Source organism: uncultured Sphingomonas sp. (genome assembly GCF_964250165.1).
Taxonomy (GTDB): Bacteria; Pseudomonadota; Alphaproteobacteria; order Sphingomonadales; family Sphingomonadaceae; genus Sphingomonas.
On record NZ_CAXUEK010000021.1, the window covers coordinates 19003 to 45636 of the forward strand.

Annotated in this window: 27 protein-coding genes; 13 read left to right on the top strand and 14 right to left on the bottom strand. The window is 70.7% G+C overall.

Features of this window, described 5'->3' with window-relative positions; genetic code table 11:
- Positions 1-41: 41 nt before the first annotated feature.
- Positions 42-662 carry an extensin family protein gene (locus ACFE64_RS06590; RefSeq protein WP_375391663.1) on the bottom strand — a complete coding sequence of 207 codons (621 nt, stop codon included), beginning with the start codon at positions 660-662 and terminating at the stop codon, positions 42-44.
- Between the two features lie 181 nt (positions 663-843).
- Between ACFE64_RS06590 and ACFE64_RS06595 the strand changes: the two genes are divergently transcribed.
- The 3 genes from ACFE64_RS06595 to ACFE64_RS06605 all read left to right on the top strand — a co-directional run bounded on the left by ACFE64_RS06595 (position 844) and on the right by ACFE64_RS06605 (position 4907).
- A complete protein-coding gene (locus tag ACFE64_RS06595; protein ID WP_375391664.1) occupies positions 844-1989 on the top strand; it encodes a phosphoserine transaminase in 1146 nt (381 codons plus the stop codon).
- A 125-nt stretch (positions 1990-2114) separates the two neighbouring features.
- Positions 2115-3692, top strand: coding sequence for a phosphoglycerate dehydrogenase (gene serA / locus ACFE64_RS06600; RefSeq protein ID WP_375391665.1), 1578 nt, complete (start codon positions 2115-2117; stop codon positions 3690-3692).
- A gap of 108 nt (positions 3693-3800) precedes the next feature.
- Positions 3801-4907 carry an ATP phosphoribosyltransferase regulatory subunit gene (locus ACFE64_RS06605; protein WP_375391689.1) on the top strand — a complete coding sequence of 369 codons (1107 nt, stop codon included), beginning with the start codon at positions 3801-3803 and terminating at the stop codon, positions 4905-4907.
- 15 nt (positions 4908-4922) lie between these two features.
- Here the strand turns inward: ACFE64_RS06605 and ACFE64_RS06610 are convergent, their stop codons facing one another.
- A complete protein-coding gene (locus tag ACFE64_RS06610; protein WP_375391666.1) occupies positions 4923-5165 on the bottom strand; it encodes a hypothetical protein in 243 nt (80 codons plus the stop codon).
- A gap of 167 nt (positions 5166-5332) precedes the next feature.
- On the opposite strand from ACFE64_RS06610, the gene ACFE64_RS06615 reads away from it, so the two are divergent.
- The 3 genes from ACFE64_RS06615 to ACFE64_RS06625 all read left to right on the top strand — a co-directional run bounded on the left by ACFE64_RS06615 (position 5333) and on the right by ACFE64_RS06625 (position 7233).
- Positions 5333-6622 carry an adenylosuccinate synthase gene (locus ACFE64_RS06615; RefSeq protein WP_375391667.1) on the top strand — a complete coding sequence of 430 codons (1290 nt, stop codon included), beginning with the start codon at positions 5333-5335 and terminating at the stop codon, positions 6620-6622.
- 68 nt (positions 6623-6690) lie between these two features.
- On the top strand, positions 6691-7071 hold the full coding sequence (locus tag ACFE64_RS06620; RefSeq protein ID WP_375391668.1) for a hypothetical protein: 381 nt from the start codon (positions 6691-6693) through the stop codon (positions 7069-7071).
- A gap of 3 nt (positions 7072-7074) precedes the next feature.
- Positions 7075-7233: a hypothetical protein gene (locus ACFE64_RS06625; RefSeq protein ID WP_375391669.1), complete on the top strand. Its 159-nt coding sequence runs from the start codon at positions 7075-7077 to the stop codon at positions 7231-7233.
- Between the two features lie 81 nt (positions 7234-7314).
- On the opposite strand, the gene aroC is transcribed toward ACFE64_RS06625, so the two are convergent.
- Genes aroC through ACFE64_RS06655 form a run of 6 tightly spaced genes read right to left on the bottom strand, consistent with a single transcriptional unit; the run spans position 7315 to position 11606 of the window.
- Positions 7315-8382, bottom strand: coding sequence for a chorismate synthase (aroC, locus tag ACFE64_RS06630; protein ID WP_375391670.1), 1068 nt, complete (start codon positions 8380-8382; stop codon positions 7315-7317).
- Positions 8379-8582 (bottom strand): DUF2442 domain-containing protein, encoded by a 204-nt coding sequence (locus ACFE64_RS06635; RefSeq protein ID WP_375391671.1) that lies wholly within the window; start codon positions 8580-8582, stop codon positions 8379-8381. Before ACFE64_RS06635 ends, aroC begins: the two co-directional genes overlap by 4 nt.
- Before the next feature lie 10 nt (positions 8583-8592).
- Positions 8593-8856: a DUF4160 domain-containing protein gene (locus ACFE64_RS06640; protein ID WP_375391672.1), complete on the bottom strand. Its 264-nt coding sequence runs from the start codon at positions 8854-8856 to the stop codon at positions 8593-8595.
- Positions 8857-9660 carry an enoyl-ACP reductase FabI gene (gene fabI, locus ACFE64_RS06645; protein WP_375391673.1) on the bottom strand — a complete coding sequence of 268 codons (804 nt, stop codon included), beginning with the start codon at positions 9658-9660 and terminating at the stop codon, positions 8857-8859.
- Positions 9657-10649, bottom strand: coding sequence for a YihY/virulence factor BrkB family protein (locus ACFE64_RS06650; RefSeq protein ID WP_375391674.1), 993 nt, complete (start codon positions 10647-10649; stop codon positions 9657-9659). Before ACFE64_RS06650 ends, fabI begins: the two co-directional genes overlap by 4 nt.
- Positions 10650-10658: 9 nt before the next feature.
- A complete protein-coding gene (locus ACFE64_RS06655; protein WP_375391675.1) occupies positions 10659-11606 on the bottom strand; it encodes a DnaJ C-terminal domain-containing protein in 948 nt (315 codons plus the stop codon).
- 93 nt (positions 11607-11699) lie between these two features.
- Between ACFE64_RS06655 and ACFE64_RS06660 the strand changes: the two genes are divergently transcribed.
- Positions 11700-11912 (top strand): hypothetical protein, encoded by a 213-nt coding sequence (locus ACFE64_RS06660; protein ID WP_375391676.1) that lies wholly within the window; start codon positions 11700-11702, stop codon positions 11910-11912.
- Here the strand turns inward: ACFE64_RS06660 and ACFE64_RS06665 are convergent.
- From ACFE64_RS06665 to ACFE64_RS06685, 5 genes are all read right to left on the bottom strand, one after another.
- Entirely contained in the window at positions 11846-12829 is a 984-nt protein-coding gene (locus ACFE64_RS06665; RefSeq protein WP_375391677.1) for a transglutaminase N-terminal domain-containing protein, read from the bottom strand. The genes ACFE64_RS06660 and ACFE64_RS06665 overlap by 67 nt on opposite strands.
- Positions 12829-15303, bottom strand: a complete 2475-nt coding sequence (locus tag ACFE64_RS06670; RefSeq protein WP_375391678.1) for a circularly permuted type 2 ATP-grasp protein — start codon at positions 15301-15303, stop codon at positions 12829-12831. Before ACFE64_RS06670 ends, ACFE64_RS06665 begins: the two co-directional genes overlap by 1 nt.
- 139 nt (positions 15304-15442) lie before the next feature.
- Entirely contained in the window at positions 15443-17977 is a 2535-nt protein-coding gene (gene ligD, locus ACFE64_RS06675) for a DNA ligase D (protein WP_375391679.1), read from the bottom strand.
- A complete protein-coding gene (locus tag ACFE64_RS06680) occupies positions 17977-18915 on the bottom strand; it encodes a Ku protein (RefSeq protein ID WP_375391680.1) in 939 nt (312 codons plus the stop codon). Before ACFE64_RS06680 ends, ligD begins: the two co-directional genes overlap by 1 nt.
- Positions 18916-18988: 73 nt before the next feature.
- Positions 18989-19303, bottom strand: a complete 315-nt coding sequence (locus tag ACFE64_RS06685) for a hypothetical protein (RefSeq protein ID WP_375391681.1) — start codon at positions 19301-19303, stop codon at positions 18989-18991.
- 139 nt (positions 19304-19442) lie between these two features.
- Here ACFE64_RS06685 and ACFE64_RS06690 point away from each other — a divergent pair, with 139 nt between their 5' ends.
- The 5 genes from ACFE64_RS06690 to ACFE64_RS06710 all read left to right on the top strand — a co-directional run bounded on the left by ACFE64_RS06690 (position 19443) and on the right by ACFE64_RS06710 (position 24180).
- Positions 19443-20036, top strand: a complete 594-nt coding sequence (locus ACFE64_RS06690) for a TetR/AcrR family transcriptional regulator (RefSeq protein WP_375391682.1) — start codon at positions 19443-19445, stop codon at positions 20034-20036.
- Positions 20037-20202: 166 nt separating this feature from the next.
- Positions 20203-21777 (top strand): heme peroxidase family protein, encoded by a 1575-nt coding sequence (locus ACFE64_RS06695; protein WP_375391683.1) that lies wholly within the window; start codon positions 20203-20205, stop codon positions 21775-21777.
- Between the two features lie 60 nt (positions 21778-21837).
- A complete protein-coding gene (gene pdxH / locus ACFE64_RS06700; protein WP_375391684.1) occupies positions 21838-22413 on the top strand; it encodes a pyridoxamine 5'-phosphate oxidase in 576 nt (191 codons plus the stop codon).
- A 10-nt stretch (positions 22414-22423) separates the two neighbouring features.
- Positions 22424-23371 carry a cation diffusion facilitator family transporter gene (locus tag ACFE64_RS06705; protein WP_375391685.1) on the top strand — a complete coding sequence of 316 codons (948 nt, stop codon included), beginning with the start codon at positions 22424-22426 and terminating at the stop codon, positions 23369-23371.
- Positions 23368-24180: a PhzF family phenazine biosynthesis protein gene (locus tag ACFE64_RS06710; RefSeq protein ID WP_375391686.1), complete on the top strand. Its 813-nt coding sequence runs from the start codon at positions 23368-23370 to the stop codon at positions 24178-24180. The genes ACFE64_RS06705 and ACFE64_RS06710 overlap by 4 nt, the downstream gene beginning before the upstream one ends.
- Positions 24181-24292: 112 nt before the next feature.
- Here the strand turns inward: ACFE64_RS06710 and ACFE64_RS06715 are convergent, their stop codons facing one another.
- Positions 24293-25330 (bottom strand): serine hydrolase domain-containing protein, encoded by a 1038-nt coding sequence (locus ACFE64_RS06715; protein WP_375391687.1) that lies wholly within the window; start codon positions 25328-25330, stop codon positions 24293-24295.
- Positions 25331-25355: 25 nt separating this feature from the next.
- Here ACFE64_RS06715 and ACFE64_RS06720 point away from each other — a divergent pair, with 25 nt between their 5' ends.
- Positions 25356-25694 carry a hypothetical protein gene (locus tag ACFE64_RS06720; RefSeq protein WP_375391688.1) on the top strand — a complete coding sequence of 113 codons (339 nt, stop codon included), beginning with the start codon at positions 25356-25358 and terminating at the stop codon, positions 25692-25694.
- The last annotated feature ends 940 nt before the right edge of the window (positions 25695-26634 follow it).

The following is a 26634-nucleotide window of genomic DNA, read 5'->3' on the forward strand; positions in this document are numbered from 1 at the left end:
CCGGTTAGGGCGCGCGGATGACGGGCACAAGTCGCGACCGGTCACCGGCAGAACCGGGCGGCGTCGTCCTCCAGATGGAGGTGATTGGCGTGCGCGGCGTTGTAGTCGGGTGACAGCACCGTGCCGAACCGCTTGCAGGCGGAGCGATGGACGGCCTGCCAGAAGCCGCCGACCGCGGCATCGGCCGATCGCCAGTCGGCGAGCACCGTCACCCGCCGGCCGTCCGCGAGCCTGAACCCCGCGACGTCGATCGCGTTGGCGACGGCATGGCCCGAGCGCCGTCCGGCGTTGGCGGCGGAGCCGACGACGTTGCGGCATGCATAGCTGCCGAACGTGTCGACGCGCGCCAGCTCGCTGCCGAGCAGCTGGAAGGCCGCCGGCGCGACCGCGTTGCGCACCCAGGCGGCGAACGCCCGCCCCTCGCCGCAGCGCACCGCGCCCAGCCCGGCCACCGGCACGCCGATATCGGTCAGCTGCACCGCGCCGGTCAGGCCGCAGCCCTTGCCGTCGTCGCGGTCGGGCAGCGCGCGGAAGCCGACGCCCTCGCTGCGCAGGTCCGCCAGGCACTGCGCCGTCTCGCGCGCCGATGGGCGGGAGAGCGGCCCCTGCCCCGCCGGCCGTTCGATCCGCCCGCAGGCCGCGAGCAGAACGAGCATCGTCATGTCGGTCATGTGCCGGCATCCACGTTCGCACCCAGCCGTCATGCCGGTTGAGTGAACGATGGCGGATGCCGGGACAAGCCCGGCATGACGAACGGGTTGTGCGGCGCGGCCACCTGCCTTAACGCCGTCGACGGGCCACGCGGTCCCAACGCCGCGCGTGCTCTCTGCAAGGAGAGTTGCATTGACCGATACCCTCGCGGCCCCTGCCGCCGCCGTGAAACCTGTCGCCAAGCCGGCGCGCCCCTTCTTCTCGTCGGGTCCCTGCGCCAAGCCGCCGGGCTGGGACGCCGCCAGGCTCGCCACCGCCAGCCTCGGCCGTTCGCACCGCTCCAAAGTCGGCAAGCAGCGGCTCGCCTATTGCATCCAGCTGATGCGCGAGGCGCTTCGCCTTCCCGACACCCACCGCATCGGCATCGTCCCGGGCTCCGATACCGGCGCGTTCGAGATGGCGATGTGGACGATGCTGGGGGCCCGCCCGGTCACGACGCTGGCCTGGGAGAGTTTCGGCGAGGGCTGGGTCACCGATGCGGTCAAGCAGCTCAAGATCGAGCCGACGGTGATCCGCGCCGAATACGGCCATCTTCCCGATCTCGCGCAGGTCGACTGGGGCCACGACGTGCTGTTCACCTGGAACGGCACCACCAGCGGCGTGCGCGTGCCGGACGGCGACTGGATCGCCGCCGACCGTGAAGGGCTGAGCTTCGCCGACGCGACCTCGGGCGTGTTCGCCTACGACCTGCCGTGGGACCGGATCGATGTCGCCACTTTCTCCTGGCAGAAGGTGCTGGGCGGCGAGGGCGCGCACGGCGTGCTGATCCTGGGCCCACGCGCGGTCGAGCGGCTGGAAAGCTACACCCCCGTGTGGCCGCTGCCCAAGGTGTTCCGCCTCACGGCCAAGGGCAAGCTCACCGAAGGCGTGTTCGCGGGCGAGACGATCAACACGCCCTCGATGCTGGCGGTCGAGGATGCGATCTGGTGCCTGGAATGGGCGCGCGATCTCGGGCCGGACGGCCTCAAGGCGCGCGTCGCCGCCAACGCCGCCGCGCTCGATCGGATCGTGGCGGCGCGCGACTGGCTCGGCCACCTCGCCGCCGACCCGGCGAGCCGCTCGCAGACCAGCGTGTGCCTGACGGTCGCGGGCGCGGACGAGGCCCTCATCAAGAAGATGGCGGCACTGCTCGAAGGCGAAGCGGCGGCGTTCGACGTCGCCGGCTATCGCGACGCCCCGCCCGGCCTGCGCATCTGGTGCGGCGCGACGGTCGATGCCGCCGACATCGCCGCGCTCGGCCCGTGGCTCGACTGGGCCTATGCCGCGGCGAAAGGCTGATCGCTTCGTCCCTCTCCGGACAGGGGAGAGGGACAGCTCGCGAACGTGCCTCTCACCTGCCCCTCACCCTGGCGCTGACGCGCCTGTCCCTCTCCCCTGCAGGAAGAGGGTAGAAGGAACATCCCATGCCCAAGGTGCTTATTTCCGACAAGATGGACCCCAGGGCCGCCCAGATCTTCCGCGAGCGCGGGGTCGAGGTGGACGAGATCACCGGCAGGACGCCCGACGAGCTGAAGGCGATCGTCGGCCAGTATGATGGCCTCGCGATCCGCTCCGCGACCAAGGTCACCAGGGCGATCCTCGACGCCGCGCCGAACCTCAAGGTGGTCGGCCGCGCCGGCATCGGCGTCGACAATGTCGACATCCCCGCCGCCTCCGCCAAGGGCGTGGTGGTGATGAACACCCCGTTCGGCAACTCCATCACCACCGCCGAGCACGCCATCGCGCTCATGTTCGCGCTCGCCCGCCAGCTGCCCGAGGCGGACGCCTCCACCCAGGCCGGCAAGTGGGAGAAGAACCGCTTCATGGGCGTCGAGCTGACCAGCAAGACGCTGGGCCTGATCGGCGCGGGCAATATCGGCTCGATCGTCGCCGAGCGCGCGCGGGGCCTCAGGATGCGCGTGATCGCCTATGATCCGTTCCTCACCCCCGAGCGCGCGGTGGAGATGGGCGTCGAGAAGGTCGATCTCGACACGCTGCTGGCGCGGGCCGACTTCATCACGCTCCACACGCCGCTGACCGATCAGACCCGCAACATCCTCTCCGCCGAGAACCTGGCGAAGACCAAGAAGGGCGTCCGCATCATCAACTGCGCGCGCGGCGGGCTGATCGACGAGGCGGCGCTGAAGGCGGGGCTCGATGCCGGCCACATCGCCGGCGCCGCGCTCGACGTGTTCGTCGACGAGCCGGCCACCGCCTCGCCGCTGTTCGGCACGCCGGGCTTCATCTCGACGCCGCACCTCGGCGCGTCGACGACGGAGGCGCAGGTCAACGTCGCGATCCAGGTCGCCGAGCAGATGGCCGATTTCCTGACGTCGGGCGGCATCACCAACGCGCTGAACGTGCCCTCGCTGTCGGCGGAGGAGGCCCCCAAGCTGAAGCCGTACATGGCGCTGGCCGAGAAGCTCGGCAGCCTGATCGGCCAGCTGGCGCATGGCGGGCTCAGCGGCATCGCCATCGAGGTGGAGGGTGCGGCGGCCGAGCTCAACCAGAAGCCGATTACCTCGGCCGTGCTCGCTGGGCTGATGCGCGTCCATTCGGACACGGTGAACATGGTCAACGCGCCGTTTCTCGCCAAGGAGCGCGGCCTCGACGTGCGCGAGGTGCGCCACGATCGCGAGGGCGACTACCACACGCTGCTCCGGGTGACCGTGACGACCGACGGCGGCGACCGTTCGGTGGCGGGCACGCTGTTCGGCGACGCGGCACCGCGCCTGATCGAGCTGTTCGGCATCAAGGTGGAGGCGGACCTGGCCGGGCCGATGCTCTACGTCGTCAACGAGGACGCGCCCGGCTTCATCGGCCGGCTCGGCTCGCTGCTGGGCGAAGCGGGCGTCAACATCGGCACCTTCCACCTCGGCCGCCGCGCGGCGGGCGGGGAGGCCGTGCTGCTGCTCTCGGTCGACGAGCCGGTGACGGCGGACCTGCTGGCGCGGGTCAAGGCGCTGCCGGGGGTGCGAACGGTGATGGGGCTGACATTCTAGCTCTCGTCATGCCGGGCTTGTCCCGGCATCCACGTTCGACCAAGCGTTTAAGCCGATCGGCGCTAACGACGGTGGATGCCGGAACGGGCCCGGCATGACGAGGGAATGATGACCGCGCTCCTGCCCTCTGGTTTCCACGATCGCCTGCCACCGCATGCCGACGCGGCGGCGGCGCTGGAGGCGCGGGTGCTGGGCGTCGCGCACAGCCATGGCTATGAGCGCGCCGATCCGCCGCTGGCCGAGTTCGCCGACGGGCTGGCGGCGCGGCTGAAGGCGGGTGGCCTGCGGGATGCGGTGCGCTTCGTCGATCCGGTCAGCCAGGCGACGCTGGCGATCCGGCCGGACCTGACCGCGCAGATCGCCCGCATCGCCGCGACGCGGATGGGCCATCACCCACGCCCCGTGCGCCTGTCCTATGCGGGGTCGATCCTGAAGCTGCGCGCGCCTGAGCTTGCTCCGGCACGGGAACGCCGACAGATCGGCTGCGAGCTGATCGGGCTCGATACCGTCGCCGCCGCGCAGGAGATCGTGGGCGTCGCCGCCGAGGCGCTCGCGGCGGCGGGTGCGACGGGCGTGTCGATCGATTTCACGCTGCCCGACCTCGTCGACACGCTCGCCGCCGGGCCACTGCCGGTCGCGCCGGAGCGCGTCGGGGCGCTGCGCGACCGGCTCGACGCCAAGGACGCGGGCGCGGTGGCTGAGATCGCGCCGGCCTATCTGCCGCTGATCGAGGCGGCCGGGCCGTTCGACGCCGCGCTCGCCCGGCTGCGCGCGTTCGACGCCGCCGGCGCACTCGCCTCGCGCCTCGCGGGGCTGGGGCGCATCGTCGCGGCGCTCGGGCCGGACGTGCAGCGGACGCTCGACCCGACCGAGCGGCACGGCTTCGAATATCAATCCTGGCTCGGCTTCTCCCTGTTCATCGCGGGCGCCCCGCGCGAGGTCGGCCGCGGCGGCGCCTACACGATCGTCCACGAAAGCGGCGCGGAGGAGCCCGCCACCGGCTTCTCCCTCTTCACCGACGCGCTCGCCGCCGATGTGGTCCCCGAGCGCCGCCGCCTCTTCCTGCCGCTCGGCACCCCGGCGGAGGTAGGGGCCGCCATGCGCGCCGAGGGCTGGGTCACGGTCGCAGCGCTGCAGCAGGGCGACACGTCCGCGGCGCAGCTCTGCACGCACGAGTGGCGAGACGGCGAACCGCGTGGGGTGGCTCGGCCGTAGCGGTTGCTCGGGTGTTTAGCTGCCGTTGCGCTGGGGGCGGTTCATTACCGCCCTGACGGACAACCCGGTGAACAACGCAATCGCGATCGTCGGAAGAGCGACGTAGACCAGAAAGCCTTTGTGGCAATCACGGCCCGTGGCGCAGTCGCCAAGCGCATCCACGAGAACGAGAATACCGAAGAGCGGCGCGCCGACCAGCGCGGCGGCGGCGCTGCCCCACTTGCCACCCCGTGTAACGCCACCTCGGTAACCATCCATCTTGCGACTAAACGCGCGCGGGGAAGGTCCGCCACTGGAAGCGAGCGGATGGGCGGCACCCGCGCAAGCCGACAAGGTCACTGGCTTCCTGCGTTCCACCGCATGGCTGCGTGGACGCTCGGCCCGGCACCGTTTAACGCGCCCCCGCAACAACCAGGAATAAGCGCGTGGCCAATGTAGCGGTGATCGGCGCCCAGTGGGGCGACGAAGGCAAGGGCAAGATTGTCGACTGGCTCGCCGAGCGTGCCGATCTGGTGGTGCGGTTCCAGGGCGGGCACAATGCCGGGCATACGCTGGTGGTCGGCGGCGAGACGTTCAAGCTGTCGCTGCTGCCATCGGGCATCGTCCGCGGCACGCCCTCGGTGATCGGCAATGGCGTGGTGCTCGATCCCTGGGCGCTGCGCGACGAGGTGGGCCGGCTGCAGGCGCAGGGCGTCACCGTCACGCCGGCGGTGCTGAGCGTGGCCGAGACCTGTGCGCTGATCCTGCCGCTCCACGGCGAGCTGGACGGGCTGCGCGAGGACGCCAGCGGCGCGGGCAAGATCGGCACCACGCGGCGCGGCATCGGCCCCGCCTATGAGGACAAGGTCGGCCGGCGCGCGATCCGGCTGTGCGACCTCGCGCACCTCGACGGCCTGGAGCCGCAGCTCGATCGGCTGCTCGCGCATCACGATGCGCTGCGCGCGGGCTTCGGCGAGGCGCCGATCGACCGCGCCGCGCTGCTCGCGCAGCTGCAGGACATCGCCGCCTTCGCGCTGCCGTTCGCCAAGCCGGTGTGGCGCGACCTGAACGAGGCGCGCAGCCGCGGCCGGCGCATCCTGTTCGAGGGCGCGCAGGGCGTGCTGCTCGACATCGATCACGGCACCTATCCGTTCGTCACCTCGTCCAACACCGTGGCGGGCGCGGCGGCGGCGGGATCGGGGCTGGGACCGGCGGGCGTGGGCTTCGTGCTCGGTATCGCCAAGGCCTATACGACCCGCGTCGGCTCCGGCCCCTTCCCGACCGAGCTGGACGACGCGATCGGCGAACGACTGGGCACGCGCGGGCGCGAGTTCGGGACGGTGACGGGCCGCAAGCGGCGCTGCGGCTGGTTCGATACGGTGCTGGTGCGCCAGTCGGCGGCGGTCGGCGGCATCGCCGGCATCGCGCTCACCAAGCTGGACGTGCTCGACGGGTTCGAGGAGGTGCGCATCTGCACCGGCTACCGCCTGCGCGGGGCCGAGCTGGACTATCTGCCGCCGCATTCGGCCGATCAGGACGCGGTCGAGCCGGTTTACGAGACGGTGGAGGGGTGGAGCGAGTCCACCGCCGGCGCGCGCAGCTGGGCCGATCTGCCGGCTGCCGCGATCAAATATATCCGTCGCGTGGAGGAGCTGATCCGCTGCCCGGTGGCGCTGGTCTCGACCAGCCCCGAGCGGGACGACACGATCCTGGTCCGCGATCCGTTCGCGGACTGACACGCCCGCGCGCTTGAAGACGAACGGCCGGGCGGTGCGCCCGGCCGTCGTCATAGGCTTACTTCGGCGTGGCCGTCGTGCCGCCGGCAGTCGAGCCCGCCGTGCCGGTGGTGCCCGTCGTCCCGGTGGTGCCGGTCATGGTGCCCATCGTGCCCGTGGTCGCGCCGGTGGTGCCGCCCATCGTCCCGCTCATCCCACCGGTCGTGCCGGCGGTGCCCGGCGAACCCGGGGTGTCGACGCCGGTGGTGTTGCTGCCGGAGGTGCCCGTCGTGCCGCCCATCGTGCCGCCCATCGTGCCGGTGTCGGTCGTGCTCGACCCCGTGGTCGTGCTCGATCCGCCCGAGCGACCCCGCGAACCGCGGCGCGACGCGCGGGTTCCCGTCCGCGTGGATGTGCTCGAAGTGCTCGACGGCGTGCTGGCAGACTGGCCGGACATGCCGCCGGTCTGACCCATGCTCGTGTCCGACGTACCGGTGGAAGACCCGGTCGAGCTGCCCATCGTCGAGCCGGTCGAGCCGCCCGTCGTCGAGCCCGTGCTGCCCGAGCCCGAGGTCGTCTGGGCCAGCGCGGCAGTGCAGAACAGCAGCGGCATGGCGGCCGCAATCATATAGCGTTTCATAGCAATTCTCTCCTTGAGGATACAGAAACTCAAGGTAGCTCAACGTATTGGTTAAGGCCGGGTTCCGGCCAGCTCAGCCGCACTGGGCGCGGTGAAGCAACGCCTGGTCCGCAAGCACCAGCGCCATCATCGCCTCTACTACCGGCGCACCCCGGATGCCGACGCAGGGATCATGGCGGCCTTTGGTGGCGATGGTGGTCGCCTCGCCGGCGCGCGTGATCGTCTCGACCGGTGTCAGGATGGAGCTGGTCGGCTTGAACGCCACGCGCAGGCGGATCGGCTGGCCGGTGGCGATCCCGCCGGCGATCCCGCCGGCATGGTTGGCAAGGAAGCGCGGGCCTTCACTGCCGGGCCGCATGGCGTCGGCGTTCGCCTCGCCGGTCGCGGCGCCGGCCGCAAAGCCGTCGCCGATCTCCACGCCTTTCACCGCGTTGATCGACATCGCCGCCGCCGCCAGCTCCGCATCCAGCTTGGCGTAGAGCGGCGCGCCCCAGCCGGCCGGCACCCCGATCGCCTCGCACATCACCACTGCGCCCAGCGACGACCCCGCCTTGCGCGCGCCGTCGACCAGCGCTTCCCAGCGGACGGCGGTGTCCGCATCGGGACAGAAGAACGGATTGCAGTCGATCTCCGCATCATCGAACATGGCGGGGTCGATCGCATCGCCGCCGATCGCCTCCACCCAGGCGCGGACGCGGACGTGCGGGATCACCAGCCGCGCCACCGCGCCCGCCGCCACCCGCGCCGCCGTCTCGCGTGCCGACGAGCGCCCGCCGCCGCGATGGTCGCGAACGCCGTATTTGGCGTCGTACGCATAGTCGGCATGGCCGGGGCGATAAGCCTCGGCGACCTCGCGATAATCCTTCGAGCGCTGGTCGACATTCTCGATCATCAGGCTGATCGGCGTTCCCGTCGTGCGCCCCTCGAACACGCCGGAAAGGATGCGGACCTGATCGGGCTCGCGCCGCTGGGTGGTGAAGCGCGACTGGCCGGGGCGGCGCCGGTCCAGCCAGGGCTGGATGTCCGTCTCGGCGAGCGCCAGCCCCGGCGGGCACCCGTCCACCACCGCGCCCAGCGCCGGCCCGTGGCTCTCGCCCCAGGTGGTGAAGCGGAAGACCCGGCCGAAGGTGTTGAAGCTCACGCGGCCTGCGCCGGCGCTCCGACTACCCAGCGATCGGAAAGAAGGGTTGCCACCGCGATGTCCTCATCGATGCCGTCCCAGTGAATCCCGCTGGGCGACAGAAAACAATCCTCACGCGCGGCAGGCGTTGCATGAAGAAGCCTGGGGAACCAGACCAGCGGAACACCGATCGTACGCCCGTCCTCAAGCGTCACCCACATCGAGTCGTCGTCAAATCTGACCATTGTCGGCTCGGGCGAAGAATGCGTTCCACTCACGTTCGATCTCCTCACGCCGCTCGACGACGATCTGCTCGATGAGGCGCAGCTCGCGCGGGTCAAGACGGCGGTTATAGGCCATCCTCAACACGGGATACAGCCACAGCTTCGCCGTGCCGCCAGGTCTCGACACGTGTATGTGCACCGGCTCCCTCGGACTGCCCTCAAACGAGAAGAAGTGAAAGCGATAGCCTGACTGACGGAAGATGACCGGCATCTACACCAGCGCGATGTCCGGTGCGTCCTCCGCCTTCATGCCGATGACGTGGTAGCCGGCGTCGACGTGATGAACCTCGCCCGTCACCCCGCTGGCCAGATCGGACAGCAGGTAGACGCCTGCGCCGCCGACGTCGTCGATCGTGACGTTGCGCTTGAGCGGCGCGTTCAGCTCGTTCCATTTCAGGATCAGGCGGAAGTCGCCGATGCCGCTCGCCGCCAGCGTCTTGATCGGGCCGGCGGAAACGGCGTTCACCCGGATGCCGTCGCGGCCGAGATCGACCGCCAGATACTGCACGCTCGTCTCCAGCGCCGCCTTCGCGACGCCCATCACGTTGTAGTGCGGGATGACCTTCTCCGCGCCGTAATAGCTCAGCGTCAACATGCTGCCACCCGGGCGCATCATGCGGGCGGCGCGCTGCGCCACCGCGACGAAGCTGTAGACGCTGATGTTCATCGTCAGCAGGAAGTTGTCGAGGCTGGTGTCGACATAGCGGCCGCGCAGCTCGTTCTTGTCGGAGAAGCCGATGGCGTGGACGACGAAATCGATCTGCGGCCAGGCGACGGCGAGCGCGCCAAAGGTGCGGTCGAGCGCCGCCATGTCGGCCACGTCGCATTCGAACAGCCGCGCGATGCCGAGCTCCTCGGCCAGCGGGCGGACCCGCTTCTCCATCACCTCGCCCTGATAGCTGAACGCCAGCTCGGCGCCCTGCTCGGCCAGCTTCCTCGCGATCCCCCAGGCCAGCGACTTGTCGTTCGCCAGGCCCATGATGAGCCCGCGCTTGCCCTGCATCAGTCCGGTCACGTCTTCACTGCCCCCGCTTCCGCTCCCGTCGCCACATCGTCGGCCTTCTGCGCCGCGTCGCCGCCTTCTTGCGCCGCCTCGCGCGGTTCCGCCAGCGCCGCGTTCAAGTGCGCGCCGAAGACGAAGCCGAGCCCCACCAGCCAGAAGAACAGCAGCATGACGACGACCCCCGCCAGACTGCCATAGGTCGCGCCATAGCCCCCAAGCAGCTTCAGGACGAAGGGCAGCAGCGCGGTGATGCCGATCCACCAGCCCGCGGTGAACAGCGCGCCGGGCCATTTCCGGCTGGATGTGCGTCGGTATTTGGACGGCGTGCAGAGATAGAAGAGCAGATAGAGCGCACCGAACATGATCGCGCCGGGAATCAAGCGCGACAGCCCCAGCCAGTCGGCGATCCGCTCGGTACCGGGGATCAGGGTGTAGATGAAATGCTCCGCGCCGGTCAGCACGCCCTGAACGAGGAACGACAGCATCGCCAGCACCACCGCGCCGACGATCGCGCCGGACGACGCGAGCCGCGCCCGCCAGAACGGCGCGGAGGATTTGGTGCCGTAGGCGCGACGGAAGATATCCCGGATCGTCTCGATGAAGCCCGAGACCGTCCACAGCCCCACCGCCCCGGCGATCCACAGAAGCGAGCCGGTCCTCGAAGTGATGACGCTGACGATCGGCCCGCGCAGCATGACCGCCGTCTCGCGCGGCAGCGTGTGGAGGAAGGTGACGACCGCGCTCTGCGCGGTCGCGCTCTGCCCCAATACCGAGAACACCGCCGCCGCCGTGATGAAGAACGGGAACAGCGTCATCAAGGCGAGGTAGGCGAGGTTGCCGGCGTGGATGAAGCCGTCGTTGAAGACGCCGACCGCCGCGCGCTTCACCACCTCCAGCATCGCCTCGCCAGGCCTTAGTCGATCGAGCTCGCGGCGGAGGCGACCTTGCTGCTTCGCCCGGTCCTCCGGCGTGAGTGTTGGAGCGATCTCGCTGGTGGCCACGACGCGGGCTTAGACGCCCATCACCGTGCGCGGGTTCCCGTCCGCCCCTGACCAGCCGTCGACGAACTGCTCCAGCGCCGCGTCGCCGGCCGGCACCATCACCTGCAGCGTGACGAGCTGGTCGCCGCGGCCGCCGCCCTTCCTGTGAAAGCCCTTGCCCTTCAGCCGCAGCGTGCGGCCGGAGGACGTGCCCTTCGGGATGGTGAGGTTGACCGGCCGCTCGACGGTGGGCGCGCGCACCTGGCCGCCCAGCACGGCCTCCTTGAGGCTGATCGGCAGGTCGAGGCGGATGTCGTCGCCGTGGCGGGTGAAGAAGCGGTGCGGCTGCACCTCGATCGTCACGAGCGCGTCGCCGGCGCCGCCGGGGCCGGGCTCGCCCTTGCCGGCAAGGCGCATCTGCGTGCCGGTCTCGACGCCGGGGGGCAGCTTCAGGTCGAGCGCGCCGTCGGGCAACTGCACCCGCTGCGGCGCGAGCGTCGCGGCGTCGACGAAGGGCACCTGCAGCCGATAGGAGAGGTTGGCGCCCTTGGCGGCGGCGGCGCGACGGCCGAAGCCGGAGGTGAAGCCGCCGCCGCCCGCGCCGCCGCGCCCGCCGAACAGCCCTTCGAAAATGTCGCCCATCTCCGCCGTGTCGCCGCCGAACTCGAAGCCCTGGCTGCGGAAGCCGCCGCCTGGGCCGCCCGGCTGCGCGCGCCCGCCCATCCCGCCCGCACCATAGCCGAACGGCGCGGCGGGGTTGCCGTCGCCGTCGATCTCGCCGCGGTCGAAGCGCGCGCGCTTGTCCTTGTCGCTCAGCAGGTCATAGGCGTTGGTCACCTGGCTGAACCGTGCGGACGCCTTGGGATTGTCCTTGTTGCGGTCGGGGTGAAGCTCCTTGGCGAGCTTGCGGTATGCCTTCTTGATGTCGGCCTCGGACGCGCCGCGTGCCACCCCCAAGGTCTGATACGGATCGGCCATTTGGGTCCCCAGTGTATTACCCGACTATGTGGGGCAGCCGCGCGGGGAGCGCAACGACCTGCCCGCGCGTTAGGCGCGCGAAGGAGTATGATGATGGCGGAACGGCAGGACGGGGTCGAGGACGCGCCGGGCAAGACGGCGGGCGGCGGCGAGAGCGCGGGCGGCGCCTATCCGAACCCGCAATCGGGCAAGCAGCCGGGGGGCGGCTTCCTGGGCCATGGCGGCCAGACCGACATCGATTATTCGGGCACCGGCGCGGACGATGACGACGTCGGCAACGACAATGCGGTGACGGGCAAGGAATAACCCTCTTCACCCCGGTCGTGAGAGGAAACGACGTCGTCTTCCTCGATCGGCGCGACGTCGACGGAGACTTCCATCCGCTGCGCGCCCGAGCCGAGCACGACGCCGTCCACCGGCGCGATGTCGGCGTAATCGCGGCCGACCGCCATCACGATATGGTCCCCCGCCATCCAGATGCCGTTGGTCGGGTCGAGCCCGATCCAGCCCTGCGCCGGGCCGCACCACAGCAGCACCCAGGCATGGGTCGCGTCGGCGCCCACCAGGCGCGGCTCGCCGGGCGGCGGCAGCGTGCGGATATAGCCCGAGGCGTAGGCCGCCGGCAGCCCGGCGGCGCGCAGGCCCGAGATCATGATCTGCGCGAAATCCTGGCACACGCCCTTGCGCAGCGCGAACGCCTGGGCGGGCGGCGTATCGACCAGCGTGGCGGTGGCGTCGAAGGCGATCTCCCGCTGAATGCGACGCGCGAGCGCGATGCCCGCCTCCAGCGCGTTGCGCCCGGGCGCGAGATCGGCGGCGCACCAGTCCGCGATGGCGGGATCGAGCGGGATGCGCGGCGAGGGGTAGAGGAATGCAGCCGGACCGTCCGGCGCCGGGTCGCCGCTCGCGCGCGCCATCGCCGCCACCTCCGCCAGCGTCGGATCGCCCACGCCGGGCATCGGCACCCAGCGGTCCACGTCGACATGCGCGACGCTCTCGATCGTGAGGTCGGTCACCGGCTGGTCGATCACCAGCCGCGTCACGTTGGCAAGCGGGGTCTGGACCGGGGCGCGGCTGGCCGTCCCCGCCGGCTGCACCGTCAGGCGGTAGTCGAGCAGCCGCTGGCCGGGCCAGGCGATCGGATGCAGCCGGAGGTTGCACCGCGCGAAGCCGACCGGCTCGGCATAGGTGAAACAGGTGACGTGGCGGATGGCGTAGATCATCAGGCGAGCGTCAGCCCGCCGGCGCGCAGCGGCTCCGCGCCGCGCAGGAAATAACGCCGCGCCACCGCGTCGGACAGGCCCGCCAGCCGCCGCTCGACCTCCCACAGCCAGTCGGCATCCACCGTCGCGGCGCCGGCGGCGGCTGCCAGCGCCGCCAGCGCGGCGGCCTCCGCCTGTTGCGGCTCGGCCATGCCGTCGTCGCTCAGCACCGGTAGCTCGCCGAGCCGCGCGGCGATGCAGGCGAGCTGGAAGGCGAGCGCGCGCGGGTTGCCGCCGTCCAGCGCCACCAGATCCACCACGGGCACGCGCGCAATGCCGGTCAGGTAACGCTGGCGGTAGGAAATCTGGCTGTCCGCGAGGTCGAGCAGCACCGACCAGTCATCGGGCGCGCCGCCGGGCAGCCCGAACAGGCGCACGGCGCGCGCGATCGCGAGACCCCGCTCGAGACGGCGGCCGAGATCGAGGAAGCGCCAGGCGTCGGTGCGGACCATGTGCTCGGCCGCGAGCCCGGCGATCGCGGCATAGCGGCGCTGCAGCGTACCGGTGCGGTCCAGCATGCCGCGCTGGGTGGGGAACGGCGCCTCCAGCAGGCGGATCATGTCGGCGGACAGCCGGTCGCGCATGCCATCGCCGAGGCGACGTGCCTGGGCGTTGATGCCGGCGACGGAGCTGTCGCCCGTCGCCTCGATCGCGGTGCGGGCGAGTGCCGTCAGGTGCTGGCGCGCGACGCTGGGCGGCGGCGGCGCGGCGCCCATGCCGACGATCAGCCCGACCAGCCGCCCGACCGTCTCGGGCGCGAGCACGGCGCCGCCGGCCGCGTCGATGGAATCGCCGAGCAGCAGCCGGATCGCGCCCAGCAGCGTCTCGCCCCGCTCCAGATAGCGGCCCAGCCAGAAGATGTCGTCCGCGACCCGGCTCGGCAGCGTGCCGGGATTGCGGCGGACCGCCAGCGTATCGGCCGCGGGCAGGAGCGAGACGGGCGCGACCGGCTCCGGCCCGAACACCGCGACATCGGCGGACCAGCTCCCCTCGCCGATCACCGCCGTGGGCGCGTCCGCCTCCTCGCCGATCCGCGCGAAGCCGCCGGGCAGCACCGTCCAGCCGCCATCGGCCCCGCGCGCCGCGAAGACGCGCAGCGTGAACGGGCGCGGCGCCAGCGCGGCGCCGATCACGACCGGCATCGTGGCACGCCGGACCGGCTCCTGCCCGACATAATCCTGCGGTCGTCGCGCGAGATCGGCGAGCAGCGCCGCGCGCGCCGCGCCGTCCAGCGCGGCGCCTGCGACCGGCTCGCCGCCGGGCAGGCCGAGCGGCGGATCGGCGAAGGCTGGGGCGATGACGAGGCGGTCCAGGTCGCGCTCGACCTGCGCGCGCTCGCGCTCCTGCCCGCACCACCAGGTCGCCACCTGTGGCAGCCGCAACGGCGCGCCGGTCAGCGGCTCGGCGAGCGCGGGCAGGAACGCCGCGAACGCGCGCGCCTCCAGCATGCCCGCGCCCGGCGCGTTGGAGAGGACGAGATGGCCCGCCGCCCAGGCGTCCATCAGCCCCGGCACGCCGATCTGCGAGCGGGTGTCGAAGGTGAGCGGATCCAGCAGTCGCGGATCGACCCGTCGCCACAGGGCGTCGATCCGCTTCAGCCCGGCGACGGTGCGGACGTAGAGCTTGCCGTCCAGCGCGGCGAGGTCCGCGCCTTCGACCAGCAGGAAGCCGAGATAGCGCGCCAGATGCGCCTGCTCGGCATAGCTCGGGCTGTAGCGGCCGGGCGTCAGCAGCCCGATGCGCGGGTCGGCGCGGCGACACATGGCCGCGAGGCCGGCGCGCAGCGCGGCGAAGAACGGCGCATGACGCTGGACGTTCAGCCGCTCGCCCAGCCCGCCCAGCGTGCGGCTGACCGCCAGCCGGTTCTCGAGCGCATAGCCCACGCCCGCCGGCGCGCGCAGATGATCGGCGAGCACGCGCCAGCGGCCATCCGGGCCGCGCGCCAGATCGACGGCGACGCAATGGAGATGGCGCCCGCCGGGCGGTGGCAGGCCGACCAGCTGGCGCAGGTAGAGCGGGCTGCCGGCGGGCACCGCGGCGGGCAGCCGGCCGTCGGCGACGAGGCGCTGCAGGCCGTAGAGGTCGGCGAGCACCGCCTCCAGCAGCTCCGCACGCTGCACGACGCCGGCGGCGATGCCGTCCCACTCGGCCGCGGGGATCAGCAGCGGCACGGGTGAGACCGGCCAGGGGCGCTCCTCCGCCTCGCCGACGGTGCGGAAGCCGATGCCGATATCGGCGGCATGACGGCGGACGCGCTCGCGGGCATGATCGAGGTCGTCGGAGGCGACGGCGGCCAGCTCGGCCAGCATCGTCGCCCAGGCCGGATCGGGCGCCGCCGCCAGCACGTCCTCCGCCGGCGCGCGCGCGCGATACTCGGCGAGCCACCGGGCAGCGTGGCTCTGCGCATCGAACAGCGGGGCGGGCTGGGTCGCCATGACCAGGCGATCGTCTTCCATCCGATGCTGCGATGCAATGACTTAGAGGTAGCAGGTAACCGGTAGCCGCGAAGTTGATCCAGGGAGCCGCGCTGTGCCTGACCCCTGACGGCTCCTCCCTGCTACCTGCCACTACCCTTCAAAAATCCGGCAATTCCTGGTCCGCCACGCCCCAGCCCTGCAACGCGCGGCTGTTCGCGCGCGCCAGCAGCGCCGCGCCGTCGCGCACGCCCCAGCGATGGGCGGAGTCGAGGTCGCGCAGCTCCGTCCAGCTGACCGGCGCCGCGACGGGCGCGCCGGCGCGGGCGCGCGCGGCATAGGGCATGATCGCGGTCGCGCCGCGGCCGTTGCGCAGATAGTCGATGAAGATGCGCCCCGTCCGCTTGGCCTTGGTCATCACCGCGACGAAGCGGTCCGGCTCGGCGGACGCCAGTGCGCGGGCGAAGCGCTCGGCGAAGTCGCGCACCGCCGGCCACTCCGCGCGCGGCTTCAGCGGCACGACGACATGCACCCCCTTGCCGCCCGACAGCAGCGGGAAGCTGGTGAGCCCCAGCTCGGCGAGCTGGTTCTTCAGGTGCTCGGCGGCGCGCTTGGTGGCAGCGAAGTCGAGGCTTTCGTCCGGGTCGAGATCGAACACCAGCCGGTCCGGCTTTTCCAGCGCGGCGACGGTCGATCCCCAGCCGTGGAACTCGATCGTGCCCATCTGCACGCAGGCGACGAGGCCATCGGCGGCATCGACCCAGAGATAATCCTCGGTCGAGCCGTCCTTTTCCCGGACCGCCACCTGATGAACCTGGTCGCCGAACGCGCCGGCGTCATGCTTCTGGAAGAAGCAATGCTTGCCGCGGCCCTGCGGACAGCGGACGAGACTGACCGGCCGGCCGCCGACCCAGGGCAGCATCGCCGGCGCGATCAGGGCGTAATAATCGGCCAGATCGCCCTTGGTCACGTCCGAGTCCGGAAAGATCAGCCGGTCGCGGCTGCTCACCTTGACGCTGGTCGTGACGGCCGGCGGCGGCGGCGCCGGGATTTCGGCGACCACCTCGGCAGCCGGCTTGTCGCCGCGCAGGCCGAAAAAGCTGGAGTGACGCAGCACGCCGTCTGGGGTCACCTCGGCAAAGGCGATCTCGGCGACCAGTTCGGGCTCCACCCAGTGCGCGTTGCGGACCGCCGCGCGCGGCGCTTCGACGGTGGGCGTCGGGCGCGCCAGCTTCGCCATGCGCGCGGAGAGGTCGGCCATCATGTCCTGGTCGAAGCCGGTCCCGACCTTGCCGGCATAGCGCAGCCTGCCGTCCTCGTGCAGGCCGAGCAGCAGCGAGCGGAAGCCGCGGCTCTTGTCCGACGCGGTCCAGCCGACGATCACGAACTCCTGCCGCTGCGTGCATTTGGCCTTGAGCCAGGCCCTGGAGCGGGTGCCGCGATAAGGCGCGTCGGCGAGCTTGGAAACAACCCCCTCCAGCCCCTCCGCGCACATCCGCGCGAACAGCGCCTCCCCGGCGCCGAGCACATGTTCGGCGAACTGGAGCCGCTCGTCGTCCTTGCCGACGATCCCGCGCAGCCGCTCCTTGCGCTGGACATTAGGCAGCCCCGTCAGGTCCTCGCCGTCGAGCTGGAGCAGATCGAACGCGAAGCAGGTCATCGCGCCGCCGGTCGAGATCGCGTCCTTCAATGTCGAAAAGTCGGGGCGGCCGTCCTTGAACGCGACGATCTCGCCGTCGATCAGCGCCGAGCCGACGGGCAGCGCGGCGGCGGCTTCGGCGATCCCGGCGAACTTGTCCGTCCAGTCGAGGCCGGAGCGCGTGTAGACCTTCGCTCGTCCCCCGCCGACGGCGATCAGCGCGCGGTAGCCGTCATATTTGATCTCGTGCAGCCAGGCCGAGCCGGCCGGCACACTGTCCACGAGGGTGCAGAGCTGCGGTTCCTGAAAGGCCGGCAGCTTCGCTCCTTCCCGGGACCGGGAGGAGGACCGCCGCGCCCCCTGGCGCGGTGGTGGAGGGGGCTCCGTGCTATCGGCGCCCCCTGGTGCCGAGCCCCCGCCACCACGCGGCTTGCGCCGCGTGGTCTCCCTCCCCGTCCCGGGGAGGAGTTTGGGAGCAGCACCGGTCTCGATCTCCACCATCGTCCGGCCGGTGGCGACGCTGGTCAGCGCCTCTTCGGTCAGCGCATCCGTCCCTCCGGCATGGCCGTCGTCGATCTTGCGCAGCAGCCAGTTCTCCGCCTTCTCTTTCCCGCGCGGCTTGAGGCGGATCATCAGCCACTCGCCACGCATCCGCTCGCCTTGAAGCGTAAAGTGGAGGTGCCCTTCCGCGAGCGTCTTGCGCGGGTCCTTGCCCGGCACCGGCGTCCACGTGCCGCGATCCCACAGCATCACCGTGCCACCGCCATATTCGCCCTTGGGGATCGTCCCCTCGAACGTCGCGTAGGAGATGGGGTGATCCTCGGTGCGCACCGCGAGCCGCTTGGCGTCGGGGTCCAGGCTGGGGCCGCGCGTCACCGCCCAGCTCTTGAGCACCCCGTCCAGCTCCAGCCGGAAATCCCAATGCAGCCGCGACGCGTCGTGCTTCTGGACCATGAAGCTGTCGCCGTCGCCCGGCCTGAACTCGCCCGCGGGCTCGGCGGTCTTCGCGAAGTCCCGCTTGGCGTTGTAGCGCGCGAGGGGATCGGCAGCGGCCATCACGCCCGCTTGCGGGCGGGGGGTTTCTTCGCCGGAGCGGCAGCTTCCGCCTTGGACGGCGCGGCGGCCGCCGGCTTCTTGGCGGCCGACTTGCGCGCGGCGGGCTTCTTGGCCGGCGCGGGTGCGGCGTCGTCGTTCGCCGCGCCGCCGCGGCCCTCCATCGATTTCTTGAGCGCCGCCATCAGGTCGACGACGTTGCTGCCGGAGCGGCCGCCGCCGGCATCCTTGTCCTCGATGATCTTCTTGCCGTGCGCCTGGCGCTTGCGTTCGACCAGGTCGCGCAGCGCGTCGACATAGCGGTCGTGATATTCCTTGGGATCGAAGGCGGCGGTCTTGCGGTCGATCAGCGCCCCGGCGAGATCGAGCAGCTCGGGGTCGGGCGTGTCGTCCGGGATCTCGCGGAAATAATTCTGCGCCTTGTTGACCTCGTCGGCGTAGCGCAGCGTCTCCAGCACCATGCCGCGCCCGCACGGCTTCAGGCTGACCACATATTCACGGCCGCGCAGCGCCAGCTGGCCCAGCCCGACCTTCTTCGCCCGGCGCAGCGCCTCGCGCAGCACGATGAAGGCCTCCTCGGCGAGATCGTCGGCGGGGACGACGAAGTAAGGCTTCTCGTAATAGAGCACGTCGATCTCGGACGCATCGACGAACTGCGTCAGCTCCAGCGTCTTCTTCGATTCGAGCTTCACCGCGTCGATCTCGTCCTGCTCCAGCAGCACGAACTCGCCCTTGGCGACCTCATAGCCCTTCATGATCTCGGCGGCGTCGACCGGGCCGACGCCGGTCACCACCTTCTCGTAGTGGATCGGCTTGCCGGTCGGCTCGTGGATCTGCTTGAAACTGATCTGCGCGCCCGATTTCGTCGCCGAGTAGATTTCGACCGGAATCGAGACCAGCGCCAGCCGGATCTGCCCTTGCCAATATGCGCGCGCCGCCATCCGAACCGCCTCAACCGTTGCGAAGGCGATTCAATCGTCGGGCGCGGGAGTCGTTCCCCGGACCGCCCGAGACTCAGCTCGCCTTCTTGGCGCTCTTGTTGCACTTGGCCAGATCGTCGGCGCCGAGCGGACCTTTCTCGCCCTCGTAGGACGTTACCGCGCCAGCCGCCTTGGCGATCTCGCGGCAGCCCCGGGCGTCACCGAAGCGGCCGTTGATCGCGGGGCCGGTGCAGGACGCGCCCGTGCAGGTCCAGGTGGTCGCGATCGCCTTCACCGTGTTGTTGGCGGCCGGCGCGGCCAGCGTGACACGGATCGGCGCGCCCGTCTGCGCCAGAGCGGGGACGGCGAGGACGGTGGCGGCGGCGAGCGCCAGGACAAGTTTCGTCATGCTGTGCTTTCCTCTGCTAGGAAGGTCGGGTGCAGCGCTGCGGCAGGTCGTGGGACCTTGAACGCCATCATTGCTCATTGTGCAGTGCGGTAGTATGACACTGGTCATATAACAAGAGGAAAGTTTCAAGAGAGGACGTATGCGCTATTGTTCGGAGCACAAGGCGCAGACCCGCGAGCGGGTATTGGCGGCGGCGGCGGCCGCGATCCGCGCCGATGGGCCGGAACGGGTGAGCGTCGCGGCGCTGATGGCCTGCGCGGGGCTGACGCATGGCGGCTTCTATGCGCACTGGCCGTCCAAGGACGCGTTCCTCGCCGACGCGATCGACCGGATGTTCGCGGATGGCGCCGCAACGTATCTCGCCGATCCCGACGCGGACCCGCGCGAGGTCTTGGCGCGCTACGTCGACGACTACCTGTCGATGACGCATCGCGACGGGCGCGCGCGCGGCTGTCCCGCCCCGACCCTCGCCGGCGAGCAGCACCGCCTGCCCGAACAGGCGCGCGAGCGCTTCGCCGCCGCGATCGTCCGCATGATCGGGCGCGTCGGCGGACTGCTGGAGCGTGGCGGGATCGACGAACCGCAGGCCCGCGCCGCGTCGGCGGTGGCGGAGATGGTCGGCGCGGTCGCGCTCGCCCGCGTGATGGCTGCCGAACCCGCCGAGGCGCTGCTGGCGGCGGCGCGGCGCTCGGTGCGGGCGAAGCTCGATCTGCCGGCGTCCGCCGCCGCATGACGGGAACAATGCCGGCGAGACCGTCGCCCCGCCACGCCGTTTATGTCCAATCCCGCCCGCGTGCAGCGTGATAAACCTGGATCAATGGCTCCGGTCTCAGCGCCCGGCGAGCCGCGGCACCGACCGCCTGGTCGGCGCCGTGTCCTTTCGGGGCCAGGGAGGGATTATGGCTGTTGCACCACTGCCGCGCCCGCACGGGGGCGTTCGCGGCGCCGATCTGTCGCGCAGCTCGGTCCTGTTCGGCGGCCCGTTCGGCAGGATCTTCCGCGCCTTGCCGCCGGCGGACTATGGCGCCGACGAGGCTGCGAATCTGGCGGCGTTGAAGAAGCTCGCCGCGGCGATGCTGGCGGCTCCCGACCCGATCAGGAACGGCCCGGACGCCGAGGAGAGCGGCATCCCCGCCGCCTTCACCTATTTCGGCCAGTTCGTCGACCACGACCTCACCTTCGATCCGGCGAGCAGCCTGCAGAAGCAGAACGACCCCGACGCGCTGGTCGATTACCGCACCCCGCGCTTCGACCTGGACAATGTCTACGGCCGCGGCCCCGACGACCAGCCTTATCTCTACAGCGACGGGCTGCACTTCAACCTGGGTCGCGCGCTGACCGGCGCGGCGCACAATCCCCATGCGCACGATCTGCCGCGCAGCAGTCCCGCGCCGACGGCGGCCGGCGCGCATCCCGCCAGGCGGGCGATCATCGGCGATCCGCGCAACGACGAGAACGTCATCGTCTCCCAGCTCCAGGGGCTGTTCCTGCGCTTTCATAACCACCTGGCCGACAAGCACGGCGACTTCGCGGCGGCGCAGCGGGCGGTGCGCTGGCACTATCAATGGGTCGTCCTCAACGACTTCCTGCCGACGATCGTCGCGGACACCGTGCTCCAGGAGGTCCTGCCGCATGTGGCGGCGGGCTCGGACCTCGTCACCGACCCGCCGAAGCTGCGCTTCTACAAACCAAGGAACGAGGCGTTCATGCCGCTGGAGTTCTCCGCGGCGGCCTATCGCTTCGGGCACTCGATGGTGCGGCCCGAATACCAGCTCAATCCGACGCTGAAACACCCGCACGTCATCTTCGCGGGCGATTCGACCCACCCGAACCTCAAGGGCTTCCGGCAGCTTCCGGCGGACTGGGCGATCGACTGGCGCTTCTTCATCGATCTGGAGCAGCTCGACTGGGGCACCGAGGACCCCGAAGTCCACGATCCGCGGAACAACAACCGGGTGCAACTGGCGTACAAGATCGACACCTCGCTGGTGAACCCGCTCGGCCACCTGCCCTCGACGATCGGCGCGGACCCGGACGCGCTGGCGCTGCGCAATCTGGAGCGCGGCTGGCGAATGCGGCTACCCAGCGGCCAGGCCGTGGCGCGCGCGATGGGCGAAGTTCCGCTGCTCGATCTGGCGATCAATATCGGCAAGTTTACCGGCAGTGACCCGCTGACGCCGATCACGGAGATCGACCCCGTGTTCGCCGACAATTGTCCGCTATGGACCTATGTGCTCGCAGAAGCGGTCAAGAAGCCGGTCCCGATCATGACGAGCCAGGGCACCAAGACGTGCGAGGCGCGCCTGCTCGGGCCCGTCGGCGGCCGCATCGTCGCCGAGACCATGGTCGGCCTGATGCTGGCCGATTCCAGTTCGTACGTGGCGCAACACCCGCGCTGGACGCCCGACGCCGAGCTGATGGAGAACGGCAGGTTCGGCCTGCGCGAGCTGATCAAGGCCGCGCTGGCGACCTGACGCACGCGACGGGCGGGAAGTGGGTTCAGCAAATCGGGGCATGGTGCTATCGCCGCGGCGATGGACGATCCCCTCGCCCTCTTCGACGCCTGGTTCGCGGAAGCCAAGGCGAGCGAGCCGAACGATCCCAACGCGATGGCGCTGGCGACGGCGGACGCGCGTGGACAGCCGTCGGCGCGCATGGTGCTGCTGAAGGGGCACGGGCCGGACGGCTTCGTGTTCTACACCAATCGGGAGGGCCGCAAGGCAGCGGACCTCGCCGCCAACCCGCAGGCGGCGCTGCTCTTTCACTGGAAGTCGCTCCGGCGGCAGGTGCGGCTGGAGGGGCCGGTGAGCCTGGCGAGCGACGCCGAGTCCGACGCCTATTTCGCGTCGCGCAGCCGCGACTCGCAGTTGGGGGCTTGGGCCTCCGATCAGTCGCGCCCGCTCGAGTCCCGCGCCACGTTCGAAGCGCGGTTCGGCGAGATGCAGGCGCGGTTCGAGGGACAGGACCTGCCGCGGCCGCCCTTCTGGGGAGGCTATCGCGTCGCGCCGGCCGTGATCGAGTTCTGGCAGGATCGTGCGCACCGCCTCCACGAACGCCGCGTCTTCACCCGCGCCGGGGACGGGTGGACGGAAGGGATGCTCTACCCATGACGGCAAGAACATGACGAGCGACGAACGCCGCCGCGTGATCCCGCTCGCGATCCGCGCCGCGCTGGCCAGCGTCGCAATGGCGACGGGGCTGCTCGCGCTCAAGGGCTATGCCGCCTGGGCGACCGGCTCGGTGTCGATGCTCGGCAGCCTCGCCGACACCGCGCTGGACCTGCTCGCCAGCCTCGTCACCCTCTACGGCGTCAAGCTCGCCGCCGAGCCCGCCGATCACGACCACCGCTTCGGCCACGGCAAGGCGGAGGCGCTGGCGGCGCTGTTCCAGATCATGCTCATCACCGCCTCGGCGGTCGGCATCGCCTGGCGCGCGGTGCTGGCGCTGGGCGGCAGCGCCCCGACCCGCGAGGCCGGGCTCGGCATCGCCGTGTCGCTCGCCGCCATCGCCGCGACGCTGGTGCTGCTCGCCTATCAGCGCCGCGTGATCCGGCAGACCGGCTCGGTCGCGATCCTCGCCGACAACATCCACTACCAGTCCGACGTGGTGCTGAGCGCCGCGGTGATCGTGGCGCTGGTGCTCGATCAGCAGCTCGGCTGGCGCAGCGCCGATCCGCTGCTCGGCATCGCCATCGCGCTGTGGCTCGCCTGGGGGGCGATCCGCGCCTCTTCCAACGCCGTCGACCAGCTGATGGACAAGGAATGGCCCGAGCAGCAGCGCGCGGCGTTCCTGGAGGTGGCGGCGCGCCAGCCGGGGCTGCGCGGCATCCACGATTTCCGCACCCGGCGCTCGGGCGCGCACGACTTCGCGCAGTTCCACATGGAGGTGGACCGCGCGCTGACGGTGGGCGACGCGCACGATCTGGTCGAGAGCATGGAGGGGGCGCTGCGCCGCGCCTTCCCCAAGGTGGAGGTGCTGATCCATCTCGATCCCGAGGGCCATGTCGACACCGACAACCCGCTGGTCGAGGCGGACGTGACGCCGCACTGGTTCGGGAAGCGGTTTTGAGGATCCCGTTCGCGCAGATCGACGCCTTCGCCGACGCCCCGTTCGGCGGGAATCCGGCCGCGGTGATGCCGCTGACCGCATGGCTCGACGACACGACGCTGCAGGCGATCGCGGCCGAGAACAACCTGAGCGAGACCGCCTTCCTCATCCCCGACGCGCGCGGCCCGGATCAGGGTGGGGCGGATTACGAGCTGCGCTGGTTCACGCCAGCGACCGAGGTGGCGCTGTGCGGCCATGCGACGCTGGCGAGCGGGCATTTCGTGCTGTCCTCCGCGGACGATCGCACGGCCGTCACCTTCCGCACCCGCCAGGCGGGCGTGCTGGCGGTCGCGCGCGCGGACGCCGGCTACCAGCTGGAGCTGCCGGCCTGGGCGCCCGCGCCGAAGCCGTTGCCTGCGATCGTCGCGGGCCTGGGGCTCGAAGGGCGAACGGTCGAGACGCTGTGGCACCCCAGGCACTACGGCCTGATCGTCGTCGAGGACGAGGCGACGGTGCTCGGCCTCGCGCCCGACTTCCGCGCGCTCGCGGCCGAGGGCGACGTGCTGACGATCGTCACCGCGCCGGGATCGCAGACCGACATCGTCAGCCGCGTCTTCGCCTGCGGGGCGGGCATCGACGAGGACCCGGTGACGGGCTCGGCGCACGCGGTGAGCGCCCCCTACTGGGCCAGGCGCCTCGGCCGCGACCGTTTCACCGCCTTCCAGGCCAGCGCCCGCGGCGGCCGGCTGACCTGCGAGGTACGGGGTGATCGCGTCGTGCTCGGCGGCGCCTGCGTCACGGTGATCGAGGGGACGTTCCTGCTGCCCTAGGCGCAGCGCGGCAGGCGGCCACGCCCGCCCGACTCGCGCCAGCCCGGCCGGCGAGCCCTCAGGCTCGACCGACGACGCGGCTTCGCTGCGGCGGCAGCCCTGCCTGTCCGGATCACCGCCCTGTCTCCGCCGCGATGATCCGCCCGATCGCGGCATGATTGCCCGGGATGTCGCCCTCCGGCGTGTTCCCCAGCCGCACCACCACCAGCTTCGCCTCCGGCACGACGACCACATGCTGCCCGAGATGCCCCTCCGCCGAATAGGTGCTTCCCGGCGCGCCGGGGTACATCACCGGCTGTCCCGGCGCGGCGGGGCGGTTGAGCCAGGTCTGCGCGCCGTAATTGCCCGCGGTCGACGCCGGCCGGCGCATCGTGTCGAGCCAGGCGGGCGCGATCACCTGCCGCCCGTCAGGTCCCCTGCCGTCGATCAGCAGCCGCCCGAACCGCCCCCAATCGTCCAGCGTCATGTAAATGAGCGACCCGCCGACCTGCGTCCCCGCGCCGTCGAAATCCATCACGGCGCTGCCGATCCCCGCCGGCCCGAACAGCCGCGCCTGCGCGAACGCCTGGTAGGCCTTGGCGCGGACCCGCGGATCATGGCTCGGCGTCAGCGTGCGGGTGACGATCTCGGCCAGGATGTCGGCGGTGAGCGTCGAATACTCCCATCGCGTGCCGGGCTGTGCCGTCAGCGGCTGCGCGATCGCGGCGGCGGCCATGCCGTCCGTCCCCCAGACGAACTCTACCTGATTGGTGTCGGACCGCTCGATCGGATCGCCGACCTCGGTATGCCGCAGCCCGGAGGACATGGTGAGCAGTTGCCCGAGCGTGATCCGCCCGCGCGGGTCGTCCGCCCGGCGATGCCATTCGGCGATCGGCGCGGGCGCATCCAGCTGCAGCCGCCCGTCGGTGACGAGCGCGCCGACCAGGATGCCGGTGACGGTCTTCGCCATCGACCAGCTGATGAAGCGGTTCGCGTCGCCATAGCCCGGCGCATAGCGTTTCTCGATCACCCGCCCGTCGCGGATCAGCAGTGCCGCGCGCGTCTCGCCGAGCCCGGGCGCGAACAGCGGCGCGAGCGGATCGGCCGGCGGCGCGCTGGACCCGGCGGACGCGGCGGCGGCAAGGACGAGCAACAGGCTTGGCAGGCGCATGGTGAGGAGCTTAGGCTCGCCCGCGATGAGGGCAAGACGGATCGGGCTGGTGGTGCTGGCGCTGCTCGCGGCGGTGCTGGCCGGCGGCTGGCGCTACGTGCAGGGCAAGCGGCCGCAACTGGAGCTCGGCGTCGGCTATGCCGCGCGCGTGGCGTGCGGCTGCCGCTACATGGGCAACCGGCCGCTGACGAGCTGCTACAAGGATTTCGAGCCGGGCATGGCGCCGATCCGGCTGAAGGAGGATGCGGGCGCGAAGGCGATCACCGCCTATGTCCCGCTGATCGCGCACCGCACCGTCCGCTTCGACCCGGTGCTCGGCTGCCAGCCGGAGCCGTTTCGGGGTCGCAGGCTGCCATTGCGCTGAGCCAAGATGAACACCCGAACGTCTGCTTGTGGGTGGAAAAAGCGGAACGGCTGCTACCGAGATCGACGGCCGTAGAACATGACGGCGCAGAACATCACCGCCCCGCAGATTAGCGCGTTAAACAGGCTGCCAAATAATACGGACAGGCCGACCTGCCCGTCCCCGCGTGCATCGGTGTGCATATACCACTGGGTGAGTGCCGCCTTAGACAAGAAGAAAGCAAGGGGGAGCGTGGCGGCCGCGAGCAAAGCGGCGAGAGCAAATCGCTTCCATGTCATCAGGGGACATTGCTCGCATTAGCGGGTTTTCGCAACTTGGCGGCTGCGCCCTAACCGCTTTCGGCGGCGGCGAGGTCGCACGCGAACGGCCCGACGTTGTGGTTATCGGACCTTCGCCTTCATCATGCGGGCAAGCGTATGGTTTGACCAATACGCGTTTCTGCCCGCATGCGCCTTCAGGCCACTTGCTATGTGACCAGCTTCAGCCGCTTCCTTGATCTCTCCAATCTCAAAGCCGTCATGATAGCTCTCTGGGCCAAGAGTCCCCGTCGGGAATTGCAACGAGGTAAGCTGCACACCCGAACCGAATGTGGCGGCTCGGCTGTGTCCGGATTATTAAGCCCGCTCGCTCGCAGGTTCGCTTCCGCAACCACAAGCTGTCTTTCCGTCCGCGAAGGCCAAACTACTGTCGCCGTTCCTGCATCGTGCGACCCTACCGATTGGAGCCGATGTCCGCTATTGGGCGATTGTGTTGAAGAAGTGGGGGTTGGGCGGTGGCGTGACGTTGGTCTGAGGCGGCCGAGCGGCGCGGATCCGGCTCAGGCGGGTAGCGGCTGTGCCGGCATCGGGATCAGCTTGGCGACCTTGCGCAGGTTCTGGGCAGTGGCGGCGATGAGCCCCAGCTTGCGGCACACGAGCACGAAGCGCCGACACGCCGCCTG

Bases quoted from the DNA above. Each gene is read 5' to 3' on its own strand.
- ACFE64_RS06635 (WP_375391671.1), bottom strand. From the start codon at position 8,582: ATGTGGGTGACGCTTGAGGACGGGCGTACGATCGGTGTTCCGCTGGTC.
- ligD (WP_375391679.1), bottom strand. From the start codon at position 17,977: ATGGCCGCTGCCGATCCCCTCGCGCGCTACAACGCCAAGCGGGACTTC.
- ACFE64_RS06690 (WP_375391682.1), top strand. From the start codon at position 19,443: ATGCGCTATTGTTCGGAGCACAAGGCGCAGACCCGCGAGCGGGTATTG.
- ACFE64_RS06590 (WP_375391663.1), bottom strand. From the start codon at position 662: ATGACGATGCTCGTTCTGCTCGCGGCCTGCGGGCGGATCGAACGGCCG.
- ACFE64_RS06720 (WP_375391688.1), top strand. From the start codon at position 25,356: ATGAGGGCAAGACGGATCGGGCTGGTGGTGCTGGCGCTGCTCGCGGCG.
- ACFE64_RS06695 (WP_375391683.1), top strand. From the start codon at position 20,203: ATGGCTGTTGCACCACTGCCGCGCCCGCACGGGGGCGTTCGCGGCGCC.
- ACFE64_RS06605 (WP_375391689.1), top strand. From the start codon at position 3,801: ATGACCGCGCTCCTGCCCTCTGGTTTCCACGATCGCCTGCCACCGCAT.
- pdxH (WP_375391684.1), top strand. From the start codon at position 21,838: ATGGACGATCCCCTCGCCCTCTTCGACGCCTGGTTCGCGGAAGCCAAG.
- ACFE64_RS06715 (WP_375391687.1), bottom strand. From the start codon at position 25,330: ATGCGCCTGCCAAGCCTGTTGCTCGTCCTTGCCGCCGCCGCGTCCGCC.
- ACFE64_RS06680 (WP_375391680.1), bottom strand. From the start codon at position 18,915: ATGGCGGCGCGCGCATATTGGCAAGGGCAGATCCGGCTGGCGCTGGTC.
- ACFE64_RS06705 (WP_375391685.1), top strand. From the start codon at position 22,424: ATGACGAGCGACGAACGCCGCCGCGTGATCCCGCTCGCGATCCGCGCC.
- ACFE64_RS06670 (WP_375391678.1), bottom strand. From the start codon at position 15,303: ATGGCGACCCAGCCCGCCCCGCTGTTCGATGCGCAGAGCCACGCTGCC.
- ACFE64_RS06665 (WP_375391677.1), bottom strand. From the start codon at position 12,829: ATGATCTACGCCATCCGCCACGTCACCTGTTTCACCTATGCCGAGCCG.
- ACFE64_RS06660 (WP_375391676.1), top strand. From the start codon at position 11,700: ATGGCGGAACGGCAGGACGGGGTCGAGGACGCGCCGGGCAAGACGGCG.
- ACFE64_RS06640 (WP_375391672.1), bottom strand. From the start codon at position 8,856: ATGCCGGTCATCTTCCGTCAGTCAGGCTATCGCTTTCACTTCTTCTCG.
- ACFE64_RS06610 (WP_375391666.1), bottom strand. From the start codon at position 5,165: ATGGATGGTTACCGAGGTGGCGTTACACGGGGTGGCAAGTGGGGCAGC.
- ACFE64_RS06685 (WP_375391681.1), bottom strand. From the start codon at position 19,303: ATGACGAAACTTGTCCTGGCGCTCGCCGCCGCCACCGTCCTCGCCGTC.
- ACFE64_RS06655 (WP_375391675.1), bottom strand. From the start codon at position 11,606: ATGGCCGATCCGTATCAGACCTTGGGGGTGGCACGCGGCGCGTCCGAG.
- serA (WP_375391665.1), top strand. From the start codon at position 2,115: ATGCCCAAGGTGCTTATTTCCGACAAGATGGACCCCAGGGCCGCCCAG.
- ACFE64_RS06625 (WP_375391669.1), top strand. From the start codon at position 7,075: ATGCTCGTGTCCGACGTACCGGTGGAAGACCCGGTCGAGCTGCCCATC.